A 22,118-nucleotide genomic window follows, 5' to 3' on the forward strand; every position below is an offset into this window, starting at 1 on the left:
GCCAGCCCGCGTGTTCAGGGCAGCTGGGTGCGTACCCGGGCGAAACGGCGAAGGTCGTGCAGCACGCCGCGCTTGTAGACCGCGCAGCGCTCCACGCCCTCCTCCTGGAAGCCGTTCTTCTCCAGCACCCGCGCAGAGCCGAGGTTGAAGTCGACGACCGAGGCCTGCAGCCTGAACAGGCGCAGCTCGTCCATCACCCACGGTGCGAACAGCCCGACCACACGGGTCATCACGCCGTGCCCCCAATAGGCCTGGCCCAGCCAGTAGCCCAGTTCGGCGGTGTGCCCACGCTCGGCCATGCCCTGCTGGGCAGCGACGCTGCCGCAGGCCTGGCCGTCGATCTCGATGGCCAGATTCAGGGTTCCGGGGGCCAGCACGCGGCCGGCGAGAAAGGCCTCGCCATCGGTGCGCGTGTACGGATACGGGAAACGGTCGCGCAGGCCGCGCGACACCTCGGGATCGTTGGCGTGGCGCAGCAGCGATTCCAGATCATCCGGGCGCCAGGGGCGCAGCTGGAAGCCGTCGCCTCGAAGTGGGGTCAGAGCCCTTTCCCTTTGGGAAAGGGGTCCGACCCCGTCAGCGAGGGACCCGATCCCGTCGGTGTGCCGGTCAGGCATGGCCGCCCACCGACGGCGATTCCGCTTCCTGCTTCTCCAGCTCGCGCTTCACCGCTTCCGGCGAACGGGTGTACGGGGCAAGCCGCGCGTAGAACGCCGGCACCACGAACAGCGACAGGAAGGTCGAGAGGGTCACGCCGAAGATGATCACGATGCCGATCGTGCCACGGCTGGCCGAACCGGGACCACCGGCCACCACCAGCGGAATGGCGCCGACCACGGTGGCGATCGAGGTCATCAGGATCGGGCGCAGGCGCACCATCGCCGATTCAATGATCGCCTCGCGCACGCTGCGCCCATCGTCGCGCAGCTGGTTGGCGAATTCGACGATGAGGATGCCGTTCTTCGCGGCCAGGCCAACCAGCATCACGATGCCGATCTGGCTGAACAGGTTCACCGTACCGCCACTCACCCACAACCCGACCAGCGCGCCGAGCACGCCCAGCGGCACGGTCAGCATGATGGTGAGCGGGTGGATGAAGCTCTCGAACTGCGCGGCCAGCACCAGGTAGACCACCAGCAGGGCCATGGCGAAAGTGAGCAGCACGGCGCCACCGGCGCTCTGGTACTCGCGCGATTCACCCTTCCAGTTCACCTGCGCGTACTGCGGCAGCTCTTCCTGGGCCACGTTCTGCGCCCAGGCAATGGCCTCGCCCAGCGGATAGCCCGGCGCCAGGCCGGCACTGATGGTGATCGAGCGCAGGCGGTTGAAGCGGTTCAGGGTGCCGGCCTCGGCCACTTCGCTCAACGTGACCAGGTTGGACAGCGGCACCAGCTCGCCAGAGGTGGCGCGCACGCGGATCGCGGCCAGGTCGGCCGGGCTGGCGCGACCGTCACGTCCGGCCTGCACCAGCACGTCGTACTCCTCGCCGTTGTCGACGAAGGTGGTGACGCGGCGCGAGCCCATCATGGTTTCCAGCGCCGAACCGATCGCGGTGACCGGCACGCCGAGATCGGCCGCACGCTGGCGGTCGATGTTGACCCGCATCTGCGGCCGGGTTTCCTTGTAGTCCGAGTCGGGGCCGACCAGGCCGGGGTTGTCGGCCATGCGCAGCAGGATGCGGTCGCGCCACTGCGCGATCTCCGCGTACTCCGGCCCACCCAGCACGATCTGGAACGGCTGCCCGCCGCTGCGCACCAGGCCGCCACCGACCTGGGTACGCACACGCACGCCGCGGATGGTGTCCAGTTCCTTCTGCAGTTCGTTGGCCACGTCCGGCGTGGCCTCGCTGCGCTGGCGCCACGGCTGCAGGAAGATGCTGACGCGGCCGGTGTGCATTTCCTCGCTGGCACCGAAGCCACCGGGCACGCGCGGGTTGACACGCACGATCGGCTTGTCCGGGCCGACATGCGGGGCCAGCAGCGCCTCCACCTGCTGCACCTGCTGCACGGTGTAGTCGTAGCCGGCACCTTCCGGGCCGTCGATCATGATCTGGAACGAACCGCGGTCTTCGGCCGGCGCCAGTTCCGAGGGCAGCAGCTTGAGCAGGCCCCAGCTGGCGACCAGCGCGGCCACCATCACCAGCAGGTAGATCCAGGTGCGGTCGACATGGTGATCGAGCACCCGCCCATAGGCACCCGCGAGGCGTTCCAGGTTGCGGTTGATGAAGCCGTGCAGACCACGTGGCGCCTGCCCGGTGTGCGGCTTGAGCAGCTTGGAGGCCATCATCGGCGTCAGTGTGAGCGCCACGAACGCGGACAACGCCACGGCGGCGGCCAGCGCCACTGCCAGCTCGCGGAACAGGCGCCCGGTGTTGCCTTCCAGGAAGCCGACCGGCAGGAACACTGCCACCAGCACGGCGGTGGTGGCGATCACCGCGAAGGCGACCTGCGCGGTGCCGCGCTTGGAGGCCACCAGCGGTGGCTCACCCAGGTCGATGCGGCGCTGCACGTTCTCCACCACCACGATCGCATCGTCCACCACCAGGCCGATGCACAGCACCAGCGCCAGCAGGGTCAGCAGGTTGATCGAGAAATCGAACGCGTACAGCGCGATGAACGCCGCGACCAGGCAGACCGGCACCGTCACCGCCGGGATCAACGCGGCGCGGAAACTGCCGAGGAACAGCCAGATCACCGCCAGCACCAGGATCATCGCTTCCACCAGCGTGGCGTAGACGCGGTCCACCGCCGCTTCGATGAAGGTGGTGTTGTCGAAGGCGACGAAGATCTGCGTGCCCTTGGGCAGGGTCAGCGCCACCCGCTCGGCTTCAGCGCGCGCGGTACGCGCCACGTCCAGCGAGTTGGCCGTGGAGGTCTTGACGATGCCCAAGCCGATGCCCGGTTCGCCGTTGCTGCGGTAGTACGCGCGGCGTTCGGCCGAGGCCAGCTCGATCTTCGCCACGTCGCCCATGCGCACCACGTAACCGTCGCGGCCCTTGCCCAGCGGGATGGTCGCGAAGTCTTCGGGCTTGATGTAGTTGCGCTCCACGCGCAGGGTGAAATCACGGTCGGTCGACTCGATGCGGCCGGCCGGCAGCTCCACGTTCTCGTTGCGCAGCGCGGTTTCCACGTCGCCGGTGGTCAGCCCGCGTGCGGCCAGCTGGTCCCGGTCCAGCCAGATCCGCATCGCATAGCGCTGGCGGCCGCCGATGCGGACCTGGGCCACGCCATCGAGGCTGGAAAAGCGATCGACCACGTAACGGTCGGCGTAGTCGCTCAGCTCCAGCGTGTCCATGGTCGAGGAGACCATGTTGAACCAGATGATGGGGTCGGCATCGCTTTCGACCTTGGCGATCTCCGGTGGCCGCGCCTCTTCCGGCATGCGGTCGGCCACGCGGCTGACCGCATCGCGCACGTCGTTGGCCGCCGCTTCGATATCGCGGTTGGAGGTGAACTCGATGCTGACCTGCGAGCGGCCGTTGGTGCTGCGCGCATTGATCGTATCGATGCCTTCGATGCCGGCCAGCGCATCTTCCAGCACCTGGGTGATGCGGCTTTCAATGACCGCCGCCGAGGCGCCGGTGTAGTCCACCGAGACCGAGACGATCGGCGGGTCGATGGCCGGCAGTTCGCGCAGGGTCAGGCGGGTGAAGGACATCACGCCCAGCACCAGCAGCAACAGGCTCATCACCACGGCGAACACCGGCCGCTGGATGGAGATGTCGGACAGCTTCATCCGCCGTGGCCCTCGGCCGCGGCCGGCGCAGCGTCTTCAGCGGGCTTTGCACCACTGGCGGGCGCTGCGTCCTTGGCGGCAACCTTCAGGCCCGGACGCAGCTTGCCGGTGCCATCGACCACGATGCGCTGGCCCGCTTCCAGACCCTGCCTGATCTCGACCACGCCGGCACGGCGCGCGCCGGTCACCACGTCCACACGCTCGACGCTGTCGTCAACCTTGATGCGGTACACGAAGGTATCGCGACCGACCTGCACCACGGCGATTTCCGGAATCACCAGCGCCGGGCGCTCGGGGCGGAACAGGCGCACGTCCAGCAGCATGCCAGGACGCAGCGCATGGTCGCCGTTGGCAAAGTCGGCGCGCACGGTCACGGCACGGGTGGCCGGGTCGATGCGCGCATCGATGGTGCTGACCACGCCCTCGAAGGTGCGGCCCGGCCAGGCCACGCTGGTGGCGCTGACCTTGTCACCGACGCCCAGCGCAGCCAGTTCCACTTCAGGCACCTGGAAATCGATGTGCATGTGCTCGATATCGTCGAGCGTGGCGATGACCGTGGTCGGGGTCACCAGCGAGCCAGGGCTGACCTGGCGGATGCCGAGCACGCCGGCGAACGGCGCGCGCACACGGCGATCACCGATGTCTGCCTGCATCTGCATCACGCGCGCTTCGGCGGCATCGCGGATCGACTTCTGCGTATCCAGTGTGGCGCTGGACACCAGCCGCTGGGCGGCCAGCTCGCGCTGGCGCTTGTACAGCTGATCGGCTTCATGGAAGGTCGCCTGCGCCTGCACCAGTGCGGCCTCCTGGGCCTGCCCACGCAGGGTCACGATCGGCGCACCGGCAGCAATGTGCTGGCCGCTTTCGAAATGCACTTTCTCGACGATCTCGCTGACCTTGGCGGTCACGCTGATCGATTCGCGCGCCTTGGCCGTGCCAAGCGCCTGCAGGGTGTCGCTCCACTGACGGGACTGCACGACCTGCGCAGTGACCGGCACCGCTTCTCCCTGCCGACGCGCGGCGGCCTCCTGTTTGCCTGCGCACCCGGCCAGCACGGCCAGGCTGAGGCCAAGGGCCAGGGTCGAAGCGATACGAGCCAACATGAACGGTCCAAATTGATCCACGGCCGCCGAGTGTAGGCAAGTGCCCCTGAAAGCGGTATGTGCCAAGCGTTTACCGGCGTGGAACCAGGGCTGCGATAGCGCCTTGAACCCATTCCGTGCAAGGCTGCCATGGGCAGTGTCGGCGTGTATCGGGGTGTATCCCGTCGTGCACCACCGGGTCAGTCATCGTAGAGTCGAAGCTGCCCGACGGAGGGCGTCGGGCGGGGACGGATCCTGGCGGGGATCCGGCCCCGTTTTTTTACATCCGGCGGATCAATACCGGTAGTTCAGCTTCATCCACACGCTGCGCCCCGGCTCGTTGATGCGCACCGGGTCGGCCGGGAAGCCGAAGTCGGCGCTGCCGGCCAGGTTCAGGTGCTCGCTGTAGGCGCGGTCGAACAGGTTGTCGACGCCTGCGCTGAGCTGCAGCTGCGAACCGAAACGGTACGCCGCGTTGAGCGCGAAGGTGGCAAAGCCCGCGCTCGGCCCGAGATCCTGTGCGACCACGTTGCCCTGGCCATCTGCGACACGGTGCTGGTGGGTCACCGCGCGCAGCAGCGCACCGGCGCTCCAGCGCTGGCCTTCCCAGTTCGCACTCAGGCGCGCTTCCAGCGGCGGCATCTGCGGCAGCGGACGCTGCTGGTCGCGGTTCTCGCCCCAGGCATAGGCCAGCGTGCCACCCAGCTTCCACTGTTCGGCCACGCTCACTTCCAGCCCCGCCTCGGCACCGGCGATGCGCGCATCGACGTTGCTGGCCTGGCTCATCCCCATCGCGCCGCTGCGGTGGTAGGTGAACAGAATGTAGTCCTGGATCTGCCCGGCGTACGCCGAGACCCAGGCCTGCACGCGCGGTCCCTTGTACTGCAGGCCAGCGTCGAGCTGGGTGGTGCGCTCGGGCTGGATGCCGGCAAACGCGTTCACCGCATCGGCCGGGCCGTGGTCGGGCGAGAACAGCTCCCAGTAGTCGGGCATGCGTTCACTGTGGCCGAGGCCGGCGTACCAGGTCAGGCCGTCGGCCAGATCCTGCTCGTAGCGCAGGAAGCCACTGCCGAGCCATTCCTTGCGACGCTGGCCCGCAGTCGGATTGGGCATGTTGCCCATCATTCTGCGGAGCGACTGCCGCTCGTCGCGCACGCTGGCGCGATCGATGCGCAGGCCGCTGATCCAACGCTGATCGGTGCCGGCGCCGAGGGTCAACTCGGTGAACACGCCATAGCGGCGGAAGTGGGCATCGGTCTCCCACGCCACCTGGCGATAGGTGCCGCGGCCCATGCCCATGCGCCCACGATGGCGGCTGTCTTCGCCGTCCACGCCCGCCACCAGCTGCACGTCCTGCCAGCGCCACTCGGAACTGACCCGGCCGCCCTGGGTACGGCGATCCACGTTTGAAGCCATCGGCATCGGCATCATGCTGTTCGGGTTCGGCGCACGCAGCGTGTAGTTGTCCATCACGTGATCGGCCTCGTTGTAGTACACGTTGGCCTGCACCGTGTCCCACGCACCCGGCAGGTTGCGCTTCTCGAAGCGCGCGGCATAGCTGGTGCGTTCGAACGCGGCCCCGTCCATGCCGCGTCCCGCATAGCGTGCGATCGCATCTCCGGCACCGGCAGAAATTTCCAGCAGCGTGTCGGCATCCGGCGTCCAGCCGATCGCCACGTCACCGTTCCACTTGCGCCACTTCGATGGCACCACATCGCCGTGGCCGTCCTTGTAGTCATCGGCTTCGGAACGGTTGCCACTGGCGCGCACATAGCCGGTCGGGTTGCCCAGGGTCAGGTCGAGCACCTGGTCGTTGCGGTTGCGCGAACCGACCAGCGCACTGGCATCGGCACGCAGGCCCGGCTCTTCGAAGCGCGGTGTATCGCGCTCGAAGCGTACGGTGCCAGCCGAGGCACCTGCGCCCCAGCGCACGCTCTGCGGGCCCTTGATGATGGTCAGCCGGTCGAAGCTCTCCGGCGCGATGTAGGACAGCGGATTGTCCATGCGCGACGGGCAGGCACCGATCAGGTTGCCGTCATTGCTGAGGATGTTCAGGCGCGAACCGAACATGCCGCGCAGCACCGGGTCACCGTTGGTGCCACCGTTGCGGATGGCGGAGAAACCGGGAACGGTCTTCAGGTAATCGGCGCCATCACTGGCGGGTACCGGCTGCCGCGGCAGGCGTGGGTCGGTCACCCAGTGCAGTGGCGAGGACGGTGCGGCAGCGGTGACCACCAGGGTGTCGAGGGTACGCGCCTCTTCGGCGGGCGCGGCATGGGCGAGCGTTGCAGCTGCGGCCAGGCCAAGGGCAACCGGCAGGCGCGCACAGGCGCCCGCGGGGCGGGAAGTCATTTTCATCGGAACAGCTCCAAGGTACGCACGCGCGCACGGCGCCCGGTCAGGCGTCGTGCGGCAGATTCGACAGGGACATCAGCGAACGATGGAGAAAGGCGGCGGCCCACGCGCGGCATGCGCCGGCCAGCACAGCGCGGGCAGCACCTGCCGCGACCAGGGGAACACCAGCCGCGGCCGCCACAACAGCGGCAACAGCAGCACCAGCACGGCCAGCCACGGCAGCAGGCGCATCGCCAGCACGCAGTATTCGCAGGCTTCGCCGTGCATGGCGTGGGGATCGGCCGGTGGGGTCGGATCCCTCTGCCCATGCAGAGGGCTCTGACCCAATCCGGCACCATCATGCTGCATGTGCGCGTGGTCCATGCCGGCCATCGCAGCGTGGTCCATCGGCTGCGCCTGCAGCGCGCGGCTGACCAGCGGCGCAAGCACCATCAGCAGCGTCGCCAGGACGGCAAGCTGGAGCAGAAGGCGCTGCGGGCGGGACAGCCGGGTCATCCCGCTAGTGTAGAGCCGGGTCCAGGGTTGCCCGTGCGACGAACCGTCGCAGGAGGGGTTTATCGGCAGGGCTGCGCCCTGCACCTGCAGAGGCCACGTCCACGGCAAGAGCCGAAGCAACAGCAAAAGCGGGTTCCTGTGGGTAGGCGGGGTGGGTCCGGTTGCGGGAGACGCCGTAAACCCATCCATGGGGGCTTGGCCGCGGCATCCATGCCGCGGACACTCCCGCAACCGGACCCACCCCGCCTTCGACAGTTTCCTGCGGTCTGTTGGAACGGCTTTGGGGTCAGATCCGTTTTCCGAAGGAAAACGGATCTGACCCCAGATGCATTTCGACATCTGACAGCTTTCATCCACGCATGGCGTGGATCTACCGTGTCGACCAAGGTCGACACCTACCGACAGCCACCGGGATCTGTCAGAGGTGGGGCGGTGTCGGAGTGCGGGGTGTCAGCCGCATGGATGCGGCTGCCAAGCTTACAGGGACGTACTTGCAGCGTCCCCGCACTCCGACACCGCCCCGCCAACCCACGGAATGCCGCTTCTGCTGTTGCTGTTGCTCTTGCTTGAATGATTCGGCGGGTGCAGGGCTGCAAGCCCTGCTCGACCAACCTCACACCGTGATGGTCTGGGTCAGTGATTCCCAGGTCGGTGGCACCGGCCACGCGGCCGCCTGGTTGCCATCCAGCACCCGCCGCAGGTCGCGCGGATCGATCTGCGGTGCCAGCACATGCACCAGCTCCAGCGCGTAATCACGCAGCACGCGGTCGCGCGGCAGCACCGCCCAGGCGATGCACTCGCTGATCGGGTCCGGCGCCGGCCACGACCTCAGGTCTTCGTCGTTGGAACTGACCGCCATTTCGGCCAGCAGGCCCACGCCCAGGCCGGTACGCACATAGGTCTTGATCAGATCGGCATCCAGCGCGGTCAGCGCCAGATCCGGCACCAGCCCGTTGGCGGCAAACGCACGCTGCAGCGACGAATTCGGGCGGGTCGAGGATTCGTAGCTGATCAATGGTTGCCGGGCCAGCGCGGCCAGGTCCGGTGCACGCCCGGCGCGGTCCAGCGGGTGGCCCTTGGGCACCACCACCAGGCGTCGCCAGCGGAACAGTGGCACCGCGATGCCATCGGTGGGCTCCCCCCCAGCGGTGCTGATGATGGCGATATCCGCGTCACCCTGGTTCAAGCGATCCAGCGCGTCGGCTTCACCGGCCTGCTGCAGGTGCACGCTGACCTGCGGGTAAGCCTGCTTGATCGCCGCCACCGCCGGCGGCAGCACGAAGCGCGCCTGGGTGTGGGTCGTGGTCAGGATCAGCTGGCCCTGGCTCTCGCGCCGCTGGTTGGCCGCGTAGGTGCGGATGTTGTTGGCCTCGGCCAGCACGGCGCGGGCGCGGGCGATCACCTCGGTCCCGGCCGGGGTGACCGACTCCAGGCTGCGGCCCTTGCGCACGAACAACAGGAAACCCAGCTCGTCCTCCAGCTGCTTGAGCTGCTTGGACAAGCCGGGCTGGGTGGCATGCACGCGCGAGGCGGCCAGCGTGATGTTCAGCTCGGCGTCGGCGATGGCAACCAGGTAGCGCAGCTGGGTCAGCGTCATTGGCAGGCAGGCGGCGTGGGGCGGAGGTCCACTCTAGGGTCAATTGCCGTCACCAGCTTATAACCAAAGGTTGTTTAAGAAAGGTATCTGGTCATTTCCGGGCGTCATATGCCGGCGCTACGGTCAGCCGGCAGCCGCTGGCCTGAACAGCCAGCCCTCCCCCTTCGCCCGCCGAAGCCCGGCGCGGCCCCGTTTCCGGAGCGCTTCCATGGCCCTGTACGACTCCATCCTCGACACCGTCGGCAACACCCCCATCGTCAAGCTGCAGCGTCTGGCACCGTCGCAGGTCAGCGTTTACGCCAAGGTCGAGTCGTTCAATCCGGGCGGCTCGGTCAAGGACCGCCTGGCTTTGGCGATCATCCTCGACGCTGAAGCGCGTGGCCTGCTCAAGCCGGGCGACACCATCGTGGAGGCCACCTCGGGCAATACCGGCGTGGCACTGGCGATGGTCGCCGCAGCGCGCGGCTACAAGTTCGTGGCGACCATGGTCGAGACCTTCTCGGTCGAGCGCCGCAAGCTGATGCGTGCCTATGGTGCCAAGGTGATCCTGACCCCGGCCGCCGAACGCGGCAGCGGCATGGTGCGCAAGGCAGCCGAACTGGCCGAACAGCACGGTTGGTTCCTGGCCAGCCAGTTCGCCAACCCGGCCAACCCGGCCTATCACCGCAACACCACCGCCGCGGAAATCCTGCGCGACTTCGCCGGCAAGCGGCTGGACTATTTCGTCAGCGGCTGGGGCACCGGCGGCACGCTCACTGGTGTGGGCGAAGTGCTGAAGGTCGCGCGCCCGCAGACCCGCATCATCGCCACCGAGCCGGCCGGCGCCGCCCTGCTCAAGGGCGATGACTGGAAGCCGCACAAGATCCAGGGTTGGACCCCGGACTTCGTGCCGGACGTGCTCAACCGCGATGTGGTGGACGAACTGGTCTCGGTCGAAGATGACCGCGCGATCGCCACCGCGCGCCGCCTGGCCGCCGAGGAAGGCATCTTCGTCGGCATCTCTGCCGGTGCCACCGTGGCCAGCGCGCTGGACGTGGCTGCCCGCGCCGAACCCGGCTCGGTGATCCTGGCGATGCTGCCGGACACTGGTGAACGCTATTTCTCCACACCGCTGTTCGCCGATGTCAACGAAGGCTCCGACGACGACTGGCTGGCCGGCCTGCCGTGACACCCCGGGTCAGGGCTTTTTCGCGCGGAAAAGGATCTGACCCAGCCTGTTACATGCCCGGGGCCGGATCCCTTTTCCGCAGGGGAAGGACTCCGACCCCGTTCTGCTTCAGCCTGCGTGAAGGCGTCGCCCGCCATCGTGCGTGAAGGCCGTCGGATCGCAGCGCGTGAGACGGTCATGACGCAGTATCGATGCCCTGTCCCCTACCGTGGGAACAGCCGGCGCAGATGCTGCGCGGATCACCTCACAGGCAGGAGACGGACGCATGAAGATCGAGGTTTGGCAGGGTGACATCACGACCCTGGCGGTGGATGCGATCGTCAACGCGGCCAACGAAACACTGCTCGGTGGCGGCGGTGTCGACGGCGCGATCCATCGCGCGGCCGGCCCCGCATTGCTGGCCGAGTGCGCGCAGTTGCCGGAGCTGCGCCCGGGCGTGCGTTGCCCGACGGGCGAAGTGCGCGCCACCAGCGCCCATGCGCTGCCGGCGCGCCATGTACTGCACACGGTGGGCCCGGTCTGGCATGACGGCCAGCGCGACGAACCGGCGCTGCTTGCCAACTGCTATTGGAAGTCGCTGCAGCTGGCCGAGTCGCTGGGCGTGCAGTCGATCGCGTTCCCGGCGATCAGCTGCGGCGTCTATGGCTATCCGCTGTACCAGGCGGCGCAGATCGCAGTGACCGAAACACTGGCGTGGCAGCGCAGCCATGCGCAACCGATGCGCATCGTGCTGGTGGCGTTCAATACCGCTACGGCCAAGGCCTACCAGCAGGCGTTGAGCGCCGCCGGGCAAAGCGCGGACAGCGAACCGCGCGGGTCGATGCTGCCGCCGCTGGGTGATGCGGGTTTTGCCGCCGCGCACTGAATCCCGGTGCGCGACGTAAAGAAAAAGGCCGGGCAGTACCCGGCCTTTTCCGTTGCACCGTTGTGCTCAGCCACGCATGGCGTGGGTCACGCTCAACGGCTGGCAGCTTCCACCGCGGCGTCATCGGCCACGGCGGCTGCGTCGGCTGCGGCGCGTGCCGCCGAGGCCGCAGCCCCATCGGCGCTGGCGCCATCCACCTGCACGCGCACTTCCACCATGCCCGCGCCATTGTTCAGGCTGGACACGTCGACCGTGTAATGACCGGCCGGCAGGGTCTCTTCCAGGCGCGAATTGGTGCCGTTGCCACCATCGTCGTCGGTCAGCTCGACGTCGCCACCGACCACGCGCAGCACGGTATCAACCTGGCTGGAAATCGCATCCAGGCGCACATCGGCCGGGCGGTCCAGCGACAGCAGGAAGCGGCGACGGCCATCGTTGTCGAGCATCGTGTACACGCTGCCCGACTTCGGCAGTGCCGTGCCATCGCGCTCGACCAGATTGCCGGGCAGCTCGATGCGGTTGGCCGACAGGGTGAACATGCCGCTGACGCCGTCGCCGAGGCCGCGCGCGGTCAGGGTGTACTTGCCCGGCTTCAGTGACAGGGTCAGACGCGAGTTGGTGCTGTCGCCGCCATCGTCATTCTCTGCATCCACGCCCTGGCCCGACAGCTTCAGCACCGGATCGAAGACATCCGACACCAGGCGGATCTCGTACAGGCCGGCCTTGTCCACCTGCAAGGTGTAGTCCTGGGAACCACCGGCCAGCATGTCGACGATCTCGCCGCTGCCCGCCAGCGGCTTGCCGTCGTACGGCACCAGCTTCTCGGCGCGCAGGCGGTAAGGACCGTAGTCGGTCGAGCCGTTGGCGTTGACCGCCACCTGGTAGGTGCCGCCACCGTTGGCACGGAAGGCCACCGAGACGTCGCCTTCGCGCTCGTAGCCGGTGTTGCTGCTGGCCACCAGGCTGCCGTTGTTGAACACGGCGATCGAGCCGCTCAGCGAACCGGTCAGCTTCAGCCCGACCAGCTGCTTGTCTTCCAGCTTGATCTGGTAGAGCTGGTGGTGGCTGCCGTCGTTGTAGTTGATGCCGCTGCGCGAGGTGATCTCGCCGGATACCGGCTTGTCGAAATCGAGTGACGCGGCCTTGCCCGCGTCCGCGCCGCCGCCGATGCGGTTGCAACCGCTGGCGACCAGGACCGTGGCAACGGCCAGTGTGATTGCTGCCAAACGCATGTTGTTTCTCCTTGGCCTTCCATGTGGTTCCCGCATACCGGCCAGGCACGCGGGGGCGGAAAAGATACCCGCAAAAGCAAACGCCGGCGTGATGCCGGCGCTGCCTTGTTCATCCGGCGATGGGACGGATCAACCGTTCCACTTGCCCAGCGCGGCCAGGCCGTTGTCCTTGGCGCGCTCGTACACCGTCTTCTGGGCAGCAGCGTAGTTGCCCTTCATGTCCTTGGCCCACAGCTTCAGCGCAGCCTGCTGCATGGCGCGGCCGTAGGAGAAGCTCAGCGGCCACGGCAGGTTGCCCAGCTGGTTCATCGCGTTCAGGTGCTCGGTGGACTGCTCGTCGCTCTGGCCACCGGACAGGAACACCACGCCCGGCAGGATCGCCGGCACGGTGCTCTTCAAGCACATCACGGTCGACTCGGCCACTTCCTCGACATCGGCCTGCTCTTCACAGTCCTTGCCGGAGATGACCATCGAGGCCTTCAGGATGGTGCCTTCCAGCAGCACGTTCTGCTGGTACAGCGCGTCGAACAGCGAGCGCAGGGTGGCTTCGGTGACTTCGTAGCAGGTTTCGATGTCGTGGTCGCCGTCCATGATCACTTCCGGCTCGACCATCGGCACCAGACCGCATTCCTGGCACAGCGCTGCATAGCGGGCCAGCGCATGGGCGTTGGACTCGATGCAGGTGCCCGACGGGATGCTCTCGCCGATGTTGATGACCGCACGCCACTTGGCGAAGCGCGCGCCCAGCTTGTAATACTCCTGCAGGCGCTCGCGCAGGCCGTCGAGGCCTTCGGTCACCAGCTCGCCCGGGCAGCCGGCCAGCGGGTGCGCCCCCTTGTCCACCTTGATGCCCGGAATCATGCCGTGGTCGGCCATGTACTTGGCGAACGGCACGCCGTCCTTGGTCGACTGGCGGATGGTCTCGTCGTACAGGATGGCGCCGGAAATGTGCTCGTTGAGCTTCGGCGTGGTCAGCAGCAGCTCGCGGTAGGCGCGACGGTTCTCCTCGGTGTTCTCGATACCGACGCCGGCGAAACGCTTGGCGATGGTAGCGGTGGATTCGTCGATCGCGATGATGCCCTTGCCCGGGGCGACCATGGCCTGGGCGGTTTCAGCCAGCTGTTCGATGCTCATGTATTTCCTGTGGCGGGTGCGGGAAAAACGTAAGTATAGCCCTGCTGCCCGTTGCCTCGCCGTGGAGGACAGGATGGAAACGCTTCCACGTCTACGCAGGACAAAGGATGTCCTGCGGCATGGGGTCAGAGCCCCTTCGGGGATCTGACCCCTGGTCAGTACGGGGTCAGATCCCCGCAGGGGCTCTGACCCCAGATCGGCAGCGCCGACCCGACCGTCAAGGCTTACAGATCGCCCAGGCCGATGGCGCGGCCATCCTCGCCCACTTCCAGCAGGCGCAGGGTGTTGGTGGCACCGTGGGTTTCCATGTGCTCGCCGCTGGTAAACACAACGCGGTCACCGGCCTGCAGCAGTTCCGATTCGACCAGCAGGCGGATGCTGCCGCGCGCCGCTTCGCGCGGGGTCAGGCCGCGGCTGTCGAAGTTGATCGGGAACACATCGCGCATCAGCGCCATCTGGCGACGCGCACCGTCGTGGCGGGTGACCGCGAACACCGGCGCCTTGGCGCGGAAACGCGACAGGTAACGCGCGGTGCCGCCGGATTCGGTCATGGCCACGATCGCGCGCACGCCCACATGCTGCGACAGGAACATGGTGGCCATGGCGATGGCCTGGTCGGCACGTTCCAGGTTGCGCGGCGAGGCGTTGAAATCGGTCTCGGTCTGGAACTGGCGCTCGGCACCCAGGCAGATGCGTGCCATCGCTTCCACCGCCTTGACCGGGTAGGCACCGGCGGCGGTTTCCGCCGACAGCATCACCGCGTCGGTACCGTCGATGACCGAGTTGGCGACGTCCAGCACTTCGGCGCGGGTCGGGATCGGGCTTTCCACCATCGACTGCAGCATCTGCGTGGCGGTGATCACCACCTTGTTCTGCGCCAGCGAGGCCTTGATGATCTTCTTCTGCAGGCCCGGCAGCTCGGCATCGCCGATTTCCACGCCAAGGTCGCCACGGGCAACCATCACCACGTCGCTGGCCTCGACGATTTCTTCCAGGTTCTCGATCGCCTCGGTGCGCTCGATCTTCGACACCAGGGCGGCATCACAGCCGTGCGAGCGGGCGATGTCGCGCGCGTCGTTCATGTCCTGCGCGTTGCGGCAGAACGACACGGCGATGAAGTCCACGCCGATCTTGGCAACGATGCCGATCAGTTCCTTGTCGCGCTCGGTCAGGGCACCCAGCGACAGGCCGCCGCCCTGCTTGTTCAGGCCCTTGCGGTCGGACAACACACCATCGTTGAGCACGGTGTTGACGATGCGCTCGCCCTGCACTTCCACCACCTGCAGCTGCATCAGGCCGTCGTCGAGCAGCAGCACATCACCCGGGCCCACGTCCTGCGGCAGGCCGAGGTAGCTCACGCCCACCTGGCTGGCGTTGCCCGGGCCGGCGTTCTCGCTGGCGATCAGGTCGAAGCGGTCACCCGCCTTCAGCTGCACCTTGCCTTCGGCGAAGCGCTCGATGCGGATCTTCGGGCCCGGCAGGTCGGCCAGGATGCCCACTTCCACGCCTACGCGGGCCGCAGCAGCACGCACTTCGGCGGCACGCTTGGCCTGGCCGGACGGATCGCCATGGCTGAAGTTCAGGCGCACCACATTGACGCCGGCGCGGAAAAGATCCTCCAGCACGCCCGGCGGATCAGTGGCCGGACCGAGGGTGGCAAGGATCTTGGTGCGACGCTGACGCTCGAACATGGTGGATGGGCCTCTCCCGTTAAAGAACGGAAATTAGCACATCCTTCACGCCGCATGTATACGGTTACAGCCTTGTGCTGCCTGACTCCGCAGGTCATGCAACGGACATTGTCCGGACATACGCTGGCGCAGGGCATTCCGTAGAGCCGAGCCCATGCCCGGCTGGCCACTCGCCGGAGCAGCCGGGCATCGGCTCGGCGCTACAGCAAGCTAGGCCAGCAGCGTTTCCAGCTGCGCCGGTTCGCGTGCCAGCTGGCCAGCGCCGGCCGCGGTGAGTTCCGCCTCACCGCCAAAGCCCCACAGCACACCCACGCTGCGCAGGCCGTGGTGACGCGCGCCTTCGATGTCCATGCGGCGGTCGCCGATCATCCAGCACTGTGCGGGCTGCACCTGCAGCCGGCGCAGAGCTTCCCCGACCAGCTCCGGCTTGTGGCTGCGCGAGCCATCCAGGGTCGAACCGATGATCTCCTCGAACAGCCCGCCAAACGGCAGGTGCGCAAGGATGCGACGCGCATGCGGCTCGTTCTTGGCGGTGACCACCGCCAGGCGGTGGCCACGGCCATGCAGCGTGCGCAGCGTGTCTTCCACCTGCGGGTACACCGTGTGTTCGCGCCAGCCTTCGACGTCGAACCGCTCGCGGTAATAGCCCACCGCCTGTTCCACCCGCGCCGGTTCGATGAACAGCGGCGTGAAGGTGGTGCGCAGCGACGGACCGATCCAGCCCAGCAGCGTCTCCTGCGGCGGCACCGGATGGTCCATCTTCTGCAGCGCATAGGCGATGCAGGCGGTGATGCCCACCTGCGAATCGATCAGCGTGCCGTCGAGGTCGAAGAACAGGACATCCTTGCTACGGTCGGCACTCATGCGCCGCGCGCGTCGAGCGCGGCGACGGCCGGCAGGGTCTTGCCTTCCAGGAACTCCAGGAACGCACCACCGCCAGTGGAGATATAGCTGACCTGTCCGGCGATATCGAACTTGTCGACCGCCGCCAGGGTGTCGCCACCGCCCGCGATGGAGAATGCCGGCGAGCTGGCGATGGCGCGGGCCAGCGCTTCGGTGCCCTTGCTGAAGGCTTCGAACTCGAACACGCCGACCGGGCCGTTCCAGACCACGGTGCCGGCCTTTCCGATCAGCTGCGCGTACTGCGCAGCGGTCTGCGGGCCAATATCCAGGATCAGGTCGTCCTCGGCGACGGCGTCGACCGCCTTCACTTCGGCAACAGCGTCCGGCATGAACTGCTTGGCGGTGACCACGTCGACCGGCAGCGGGATGTCGGCGCCACGCGCCTTGGCATCGGCCACGATCTTCTTCGCGGTGTCCAGCAGGTCCGGCTCATACAGCGACTTGCCGACCTTGTAGCCGGCGGCAGCGATGAAGGTGTTGGCGATGCCACCACCAACGATCAGCTGGTCGACCTTGCCGACCAGGTTGGCCAGCAGTTCCAGCTTGGTGCTGACCTTGCTGCCGGCAACGATGGCCAGCAGCGGCTTGGCCGGTGCGTCCAGCGCCTGCGCCAGCGCGTCCAGCTCGGCCATCAGCAGCGGGCCACCGGCCGCGACCGGGGCGAAGCGGATGACGCCATGGGTCGAGGCCTGCGCGCGGTGTGCGGTACCAAAGGCATCCATCACGAACACGTCGCACAGGGCGGCGTACTTCTTCGACAGGGCCTCGTCGTCCTTGCCCTCGCCGACATTCATGCGGCAGTTTTCCAGCAGCACCAGCTGGCCCGGCTGCACGTCGACGCCGTCGACCCAGTCACGCACCAGCGGAACCTCGCGGCCGAGCAGCTCGGACAGGCGCTGGGCGACCGGCGCCAGCGACTCCGCTTCGCTCCACACGCCTTCCTTCGGGCGCCCCAGGTGCGAGGTGACCATCACCGCCGCGCCCTGCTCCAGCGCGCGCTTGAGCGTCGGCAGCGAAGCGGTGATGCGCTGTTCGGAGGTGATGCGGCCATTCTCGATCGGCACGTTCAGATCCTGGCGGATCAGCACGCGCTTGCCGGAGAGGTCGAGGTCGGTCATGCGGACGATGGACATGGGCAACTCTTTGGCTCAGGGACGGGATGCCGGGCTACGGCAGGCGGCCATTGTATCGGGTGGCGATGCCTGCGGCAGGCAGAGGCGTACGGCAACAGCGAACTGCAACAGCCAAAGCGCTGGCGCTTCTTGGTGCTGAGGGTGAGCCGGGGTGCTGTGGGGTGGCAGGGGACGCCGTAAACCCGTCCATGGGGGCTTGGTCGCCGCATCCATGCGGCTCACACCCCTGCCACCCCACACCATCCCGGCCTCGACAGGTTCATGAGGCGGAGCGGATGGCAAAGGCAGGAGCAAGAGCGGTTTCTGATGTCGGAGAAACCAATGTAGAGCCGAGCCCATGCTCGGCTGGGTCTACCGCGAGCAGCAGCCGAGCGTGGGCTCGGCTCTACAAAGAGCGCCCAGCCAAGCAGCTTTTGCTCTTCTTTTTTTATTTCCGTGGGTGGACGCACACGGAAACTGTCAGAGGCCGGGCGGGTGGGCTGGGCAGGGGTATCCGCGCCATGGATGGCGCGGCTAAGCCTCCAGGGACGGATTCACGGCGTCCCCTGCCCAGCCCACCCGCTCGGCCCATCCCCGGGATCGCGCTTTGCAGCCACCCACGAGGGGCTGCGCCGTTCGCCGGAACCTACGCCGAAGGCGTCGGCTTCTGCCGAAGCAGGCTGAGCGCCAGACCACCCACCACCAGCACGCCCAGACCCAGCAGCGCCCACAACAGCCACGACTTCCAGTCATGCTGCGGCTTCAGCGCCGCATCGCCCGCCAGCGGCTCCGGGCTGCCTTCCAGTCGCGCCAGCGTCGGCTGCCACGACGGATCGTTGCGCTGCCGAAGTTCCTCGATCAACACCCCGATCGGCGCGTCCGTGCGGCGCGCGGTCGCGCTGCCCACCGCCAGTGCGTAGGGCGCCGCACCCTGGCTCAGGAACACCAGCACTTCCGGTTGGTAGCCCAGGCGCAGCGTCGGCGCAGTGGCAGATTCCGCCGGATTGGCCACCAGCTTCCAGTAGCGGTCGCGGTGCACGCCGCCCAGCGGCTGCGCCGCCGACTGCTGGCGCTGGCCCTGCGTGCCCTGTTGCACCTGGTAGGCGATCCACGGCGCGCTGCGGCGCTGCCACTCGGCACTCTCGTCATCACGACTGAACAGCGTCCATTGCACCAGGCTGTTGTCGGTGCTGGCCACATCGGCGCGCGCCACCGGGAACCGGCCATCCATCTCGAAGGTGTATTCGCCCTTGCCCTTCGACGTCGGCTCCAGCGACAGCCATTCCCACGGCAGCGTGGCCGGCGCTGGCGGCAGTTCCGCCAACACGCCGCGCAGGGTCGGCAGCCGCGAGTCGCCCTGCGCCAGGATGCGCAGGTAGCGTGCAGTGCCGTCCACCTGCAGGCGGCGCTGCAGCAGGCGCTTGCCGGCGCGCTGCAGATCCACCAGCGGCACGTCGCGACCCATCGATCGCCAGTGCTGCAGGTCATCACTGGCATCCAGCTGAACCTGCGCCTGCAGCGGCTGGCCGCTGTCGGCCCAGTCCAGCACCAGCGCCGCCAGCGGCTGCTGGTCGAGCATGCTGGCGTCGATCAGCCAGCCGCCCTGCCCGTTCGCCGTCGCCCCGCCACTCACCCGTGCTTCGACCCGGCGCACGCGCCCATCGGTATCACGCTCGGTCAGCAGCTGCAGATCGTTGCGCTGGGCATCGGCCAGCGGCGGCAGCACGAACCACGGCAGTTCACGCTGCACCGGCGGTTGCGCCAGCGGCTGGTCCGGCGCCAGCAGTGCCGACGGCAGCAGCTGGCTGGCTGCATTGAACACCTGCAGGTCGCTGAGGTCGGGGCTCACGGCACGGCGGTAGATCGCCGGCTCCAGCACGATGCGGTAGGCACCGGACTGCGCGCTGGACAATGTGAGCGGCCATTGCTCGGCATACTGCGTGCGGTAATCAGCCGCCTGCACCACGACGGCGGCCAGCATGCCGAACATCGCCGGCAGCAGCGCCCTGCTCCACTTCCTCATTGCTTTTCCTCCACGGTCGGCGCCACGCTCGGCGGAGCCGGTGCCAGATAACCCACGACCGTGCACAGCAGGCCGTAGGCGATGAACGATGCGATGCCCAGCAGGTTGCCCAGGTGCTGGCGATCGACAATAACCAGCTTGGCCAGTACCACGCCCATCAGCACGGCACCGACCATCCACAGCACACGCTGGCCACGACGCGAACCCCACACCCAGGCAATCACGCCCAGCACGCTCCACAACACGGTCAGGCTGGTCTGGGCCAGGCTGAAGCGCATCATCGACGCGTTCCACGCCAGCCCACCCCACTGGTGCACGCCATGCAGCACCAGGCTGGTCAGCGCGACGAAGGCCGCCAGTGCCAGCAGCGGCATGCGGATGTTCAGCAATGCCTGCGGGGCCTGCGATCCCTGATTGCTGTACAGCCAGCGCGCCAGCAGCAACAGGCTCAACCATTGGCCGATCTCGGCCGGATTCAGCACCGGCAGCCACAACAGCGGTGCGGCGTCGCCCGGCAGCAGCTGGCCCAACAGCCAGCCGATCGACAGCAGGCCGAACAGCACGCACTGCAGCGGGACGCGCACGCTGTCGAAGGCCTGTCCCAATGGCCAGCGCAGCGCATTCCAGCGCCACAGCGACAGTGCCGCCATCAGCAGCCATGGCAAGGTCACCAGCAGGGTCGTCCAGCCCTGCGCCAGATCGGCTTCGCCACCGCCCCACAGGGCCAGCAGCGAAAGCAGCGACGGCCACAGCAGCCACCACAGGAACTGCGCGATGCGGGCCACGGTATCGCCGCCCTGGCGCAGGCACAGCAGGGTCCGCACGCCCAGCACCGCGAACACCGCCCAGGCCAGCGCGCCATAACCGGCGAACGGCTGGTGGTGTGCATCGCTCTGCACCAGGGCCAGCGGGAAGCCCAGCGCGAGCATGGCCAGTGCGGTCACGCCCAGTGCACGCGCCGGCTGGCGACGCTGCACTTCGGCCACCAGCCAGGCAGTGACCGCGGCCAGCACCAGCAACGCGTCCACTTCGGTGCGGTACGGGAAGAAGCGCGTGATCTCATGGACCAGGCCGCCCAGCCACCACAGCAGGCCCCACAGGTAGTACACCAGTGCGACCTCATGACGTGGCCTGCGCTGGTAGCTCCACGCCGACGCGAAGCCGGCCAGGGCCAGCAACAGCGCGCCGATGGCGGTCGGGTTGATCAGGAAGCGCAGGTCTTCGTGCCAGTGGTCGCCACCGGCAACGAAGGCGAATGCGGCGCCGATCTGCAGCAACGCGCCGGATACCTGCGGCAGCCAGCGCTTCTGGCGCAGCCCCAGCCACGCCAGCCCGGCACCTTCCAGCGCAAACACCGCGCCGGTGGCGCGCGCCGACAAGGCCAGCGGCACCGCCAGCGTGGCGAAGCCCACCGCAAGCACGGCATGCGACTGCGCCAGCATGGTATACGACGCACGTGCGATCAGCGCCCGTGCCAGTACCGCGTAGATCGCGGCCAGGCCCAACGCGCATAGTGCCAGCGTCATCGGTTGTTCGTGCAGCATGCCTGCCTGCAACGAGAATGCGACCAGCGGCGCGCCGAACACCAGGCTGCCATCGATCAGATCGCGCCGGCCGGCCGGCTGGCGGCGCGCGTACAGCAGCGGGATCAGCAGGTAGAACACGAAGAACAACAGCAGGAACGGCTCAGTGCTGCTGAACTTGTCCGGTACGTACTGCAGCACGCCCCAGAAGGTGCCGATGCCGAAAGTGAAGGCGAAGCCCAGCAGGTTCAGTGCGCGCCAAGGGCGGAACCAGGCGATGGCGAAGATGCCCGCGTTGAGCACCGCGTAATAGCTGAACAGCCCCACGTGATTGCCGCTGCCGGTGGACAGCCACAGTGGTGCCATGAAGCCGGCCAGGATGCCCAGCACGGCCAGCGTGCGCGAGTTCTGCACCACCGCCAGCACGCACAGCCCGGCCACCAGGGCAATGGAGCTGGCGAAGGCGAAGCCCGGCGGAATCAGGTCGAAGCGCTTGAAGGCCGCGAAGATGGTCAGCAGCAGTACGCCGATGGCACCGCCCTGCAAGGCCAGCGCAAACAGGCGCCGGCGCTCGCGCTGGTGCCAGCCGAAGGCCAGCAGGCCCAGCGCGCCCACAGTGATGCCGGCCAGGCGCAGCTCGATCGGCAACACCAGCCAGCCCTGGTCGCTGACGTACTTCAGCAGCGCCGCGACACCGGCCAGCAGCACCAGCATGCCGATCTTGACCGGGACGTTGCCTTCGGTGAACCAGCGCTTGACCGCACTGATGCCGCGCTCGATGACGTTGGGCAGTGCCGGCTCGGAAGGCAGCGGCGGCTGCACCGGCACCGGTGGCACCGGCGGTGGCGCAGCAGGTCGGGGAACAGGCGCCTCGGTCGGCGCTGCTTCGCGCACCGGTGGCTGCGTGGGGTGCGGCGCAGCAGCGGCGACCGGCCGCAGGAACGGTGGATCGGCACTGGCCGTGGGCGTGGCCGCAGCCCGTTCAGGCGTGGGCGCGCTGGCGGCCGGCCTGGCGGTGGCAGGCGCGGCGGCCATCGCGCTTTCCAGCGCCGCGACGCGGCGGCGCAGGCCGGAGATCATCACCAGCGCCACCACCAGCAGCAGGGGGATGGCCAACAGGACCAATACGACCAGTGCGATCAGTGCTTCCATTGCGTGCTTCCATTGCGTTCCCGCGCCCCAGCGGCAGCGGTCGACCGCCCC

15 protein-coding genes are annotated in these 22,118 nt (G+C 67.8%); 2 read left to right on the forward strand and 13 right to left on the reverse strand.

The window, feature by feature from the left end:
* Positions 1–14: 14 nt before the first annotated feature.
* The 6 genes from AC5QAB_RS03280 to AC5QAB_RS03305 all read right to left on the reverse strand — a co-directional run bounded on the left by AC5QAB_RS03280 (position 15) and on the right by AC5QAB_RS03305 (position 9,264).
* The gene (locus tag AC5QAB_RS03280) at positions 15–617 is read right to left on the reverse strand and encodes a GNAT family N-acetyltransferase (protein ID WP_164110909.1); all 603 of its coding nucleotides are present in this window, start codon (positions 615–617) and stop codon (positions 15–17) included.
* On the reverse strand, positions 610–3,735 hold the full coding sequence (locus AC5QAB_RS03285) for an efflux RND transporter permease subunit (protein ID WP_495233152.1): 3,126 nt from the start codon (positions 3,733–3,735) through the stop codon (positions 610–612). The genes AC5QAB_RS03280 and AC5QAB_RS03285 overlap by 8 nt, the downstream gene beginning before the upstream one ends.
* Positions 3,732–4,838 (reverse strand): efflux RND transporter periplasmic adaptor subunit, encoded by a 1,107-nt coding sequence (locus AC5QAB_RS03290; protein WP_046432263.1) that lies wholly within the window; start codon positions 4,836–4,838, stop codon positions 3,732–3,734. Before AC5QAB_RS03290 ends, AC5QAB_RS03285 begins: the two co-directional genes overlap by 4 nt.
* A 273-nt stretch (positions 4,839–5,111) precedes the next feature.
* A complete protein-coding gene (locus AC5QAB_RS03295) occupies positions 5,112–7,175 on the reverse strand; it encodes a TonB-dependent copper receptor (RefSeq protein ID WP_169410685.1) in 2,064 nt (687 codons plus the stop codon).
* Positions 7,176–7,247: 72 nt separating this feature from the next.
* A complete protein-coding gene (locus AC5QAB_RS03300; RefSeq protein ID WP_164110913.1) occupies positions 7,248–7,667 on the reverse strand; it encodes a DUF2946 family protein in 420 nt (139 codons plus the stop codon).
* Positions 7,668–8,280: 613 nt separating this feature from the next.
* Entirely contained in the window at positions 8,281–9,264 is a 984-nt protein-coding gene (locus AC5QAB_RS03305; protein WP_010481448.1) for a LysR family transcriptional regulator, read from the reverse strand.
* Positions 9,265–9,472: 208 nt separating this feature from the next.
* Here AC5QAB_RS03305 and cysK point away from each other — a divergent pair, with 208 nt between their 5' ends.
* Together cysK and AC5QAB_RS03315 are read left to right on the forward strand one after the other, a co-directional pair.
* Positions 9,473–10,432 (forward strand): cysteine synthase A, encoded by a 960-nt coding sequence (gene cysK / locus AC5QAB_RS03310; protein WP_197562083.1) that lies wholly within the window; start codon positions 9,473–9,475, stop codon positions 10,430–10,432.
* A gap of 265 nt (positions 10,433–10,697) precedes the next feature.
* Positions 10,698–11,297, forward strand: a complete 600-nt coding sequence (locus AC5QAB_RS03315; protein ID WP_014648231.1) for an O-acetyl-ADP-ribose deacetylase — start codon at positions 10,698–10,700, stop codon at positions 11,295–11,297.
* A 92-nt stretch (positions 11,298–11,389) separates the two neighbouring features.
* Here AC5QAB_RS03315 and AC5QAB_RS03320 read toward each other — a convergent pair whose 3' ends face one another.
* The 7 genes from AC5QAB_RS03320 to AC5QAB_RS03350 all read right to left on the reverse strand — a co-directional run bounded on the left by AC5QAB_RS03320 (position 11,390) and on the right by AC5QAB_RS03350 (position 22,067).
* Positions 11,390–12,529, reverse strand: coding sequence for an ABC transporter substrate-binding protein (locus AC5QAB_RS03320; RefSeq protein ID WP_142235238.1), 1,140 nt, complete (start codon positions 12,527–12,529; stop codon positions 11,390–11,392).
* Positions 12,530–12,658: 129 nt separating this feature from the next.
* Positions 12,659–13,663 carry a class I fructose-bisphosphate aldolase gene (locus tag AC5QAB_RS03325; RefSeq protein WP_014648233.1) on the reverse strand — a complete coding sequence of 335 codons (1,005 nt, stop codon included), beginning with the start codon at positions 13,661–13,663 and terminating at the stop codon, positions 12,659–12,661.
* Between the two features lie 224 nt (positions 13,664–13,887).
* Positions 13,888–15,354, reverse strand: coding sequence for a pyruvate kinase (gene pyk / locus AC5QAB_RS03330; protein WP_014648234.1), 1,467 nt, complete (start codon positions 15,352–15,354; stop codon positions 13,888–13,890).
* A gap of 210 nt (positions 15,355–15,564) precedes the next feature.
* Positions 15,565–16,218 (reverse strand): HAD hydrolase-like protein, encoded by a 654-nt coding sequence (locus AC5QAB_RS03335; protein ID WP_197562082.1) that lies wholly within the window; start codon positions 16,216–16,218, stop codon positions 15,565–15,567.
* A complete protein-coding gene (locus AC5QAB_RS03340; protein ID WP_049405010.1) occupies positions 16,215–17,390 on the reverse strand; it encodes a phosphoglycerate kinase in 1,176 nt (391 codons plus the stop codon). Before AC5QAB_RS03340 ends, AC5QAB_RS03335 begins: the two co-directional genes overlap by 4 nt.
* 625 nt (positions 17,391–18,015) lie before the next feature.
* A complete protein-coding gene (locus AC5QAB_RS03345) occupies positions 18,016–19,392 on the reverse strand; it encodes a DUF3999 domain-containing protein (RefSeq protein ID WP_032962132.1) in 1,377 nt (458 codons plus the stop codon).
* A complete protein-coding gene (locus AC5QAB_RS03350) occupies positions 19,389–22,067 on the reverse strand; it encodes a DUF2339 domain-containing protein (RefSeq protein ID WP_495233153.1) in 2,679 nt (892 codons plus the stop codon). Before AC5QAB_RS03350 ends, AC5QAB_RS03345 begins: the two co-directional genes overlap by 4 nt.
* Positions 22,068–22,118 lie beyond the last annotated feature (51 nt).

The sequence above is a fragment of the Stenotrophomonas sp. YJH_SMC_127 genome (assembly GCF_059372445.1).

What these genes read in the sequence shown, in the direction of transcription:
- AC5QAB_RS03280 (WP_164110909.1), bottom strand. Translation starts at nt 617, where the DNA reads ATGCCTGACCGGCACACCGACGGGATCGGGTCCCTCGCTGACGGGGTC.
- AC5QAB_RS03290 (WP_046432263.1), bottom strand. Translation starts at nt 4,838, where the DNA reads ATGTTGGCTCGTATCGCTTCGACCCTGGCCCTTGGCCTCAGCCTGGCC.
- AC5QAB_RS03305 (WP_010481448.1), bottom strand. Translation starts at nt 9,264, where the DNA reads ATGACGCTGACCCAGCTGCGCTACCTGGTTGCCATCGCCGACGCCGAG.
- AC5QAB_RS03320 (WP_142235238.1), bottom strand. Translation starts at nt 12,529, where the DNA reads ATGCGTTTGGCAGCAATCACACTGGCCGTTGCCACGGTCCTGGTCGCC.
- AC5QAB_RS03315 (WP_014648231.1), top strand. Translation starts at nt 10,698, where the DNA reads ATGAAGATCGAGGTTTGGCAGGGTGACATCACGACCCTGGCGGTGGAT.
- AC5QAB_RS03285 (WP_495233152.1), bottom strand. Translation starts at nt 3,735, where the DNA reads ATGAAGCTGTCCGACATCTCCATCCAGCGGCCGGTGTTCGCCGTGGTG.
- AC5QAB_RS03295 (WP_169410685.1), bottom strand. Translation starts at nt 7,175, where the DNA reads ATGAAAATGACTTCCCGCCCCGCGGGCGCCTGTGCGCGCCTGCCGGTT.
- AC5QAB_RS03345 (WP_032962132.1), bottom strand. Translation starts at nt 19,392, where the DNA reads ATGAGGAAGTGGAGCAGGGCGCTGCTGCCGGCGATGTTCGGCATGCTG.
- AC5QAB_RS03350 (WP_495233153.1), bottom strand. Translation starts at nt 22,067, where the DNA reads ATGGAAGCACTGATCGCACTGGTCGTATTGGTCCTGTTGGCCATCCCC.
- pyk (WP_014648234.1), bottom strand. Translation starts at nt 15,354, where the DNA reads ATGTTCGAGCGTCAGCGTCGCACCAAGATCCTTGCCACCCTCGGTCCG.
- AC5QAB_RS03340 (WP_049405010.1), bottom strand. Translation starts at nt 17,390, where the DNA reads ATGTCCATCGTCCGCATGACCGACCTCGACCTCTCCGGCAAGCGCGTG.
- AC5QAB_RS03300 (WP_164110913.1), bottom strand. Translation starts at nt 7,667, where the DNA reads ATGACCCGGCTGTCCCGCCCGCAGCGCCTTCTGCTCCAGCTTGCCGTC.
- cysK (WP_197562083.1), top strand. Translation starts at nt 9,473, where the DNA reads ATGGCCCTGTACGACTCCATCCTCGACACCGTCGGCAACACCCCCATC.
- AC5QAB_RS03325 (WP_014648233.1), bottom strand. Translation starts at nt 13,663, where the DNA reads ATGAGCATCGAACAGCTGGCTGAAACCGCCCAGGCCATGGTCGCCCCG.
- AC5QAB_RS03335 (WP_197562082.1), bottom strand. Translation starts at nt 16,218, where the DNA reads ATGAGTGCCGACCGTAGCAAGGATGTCCTGTTCTTCGACCTCGACGGC.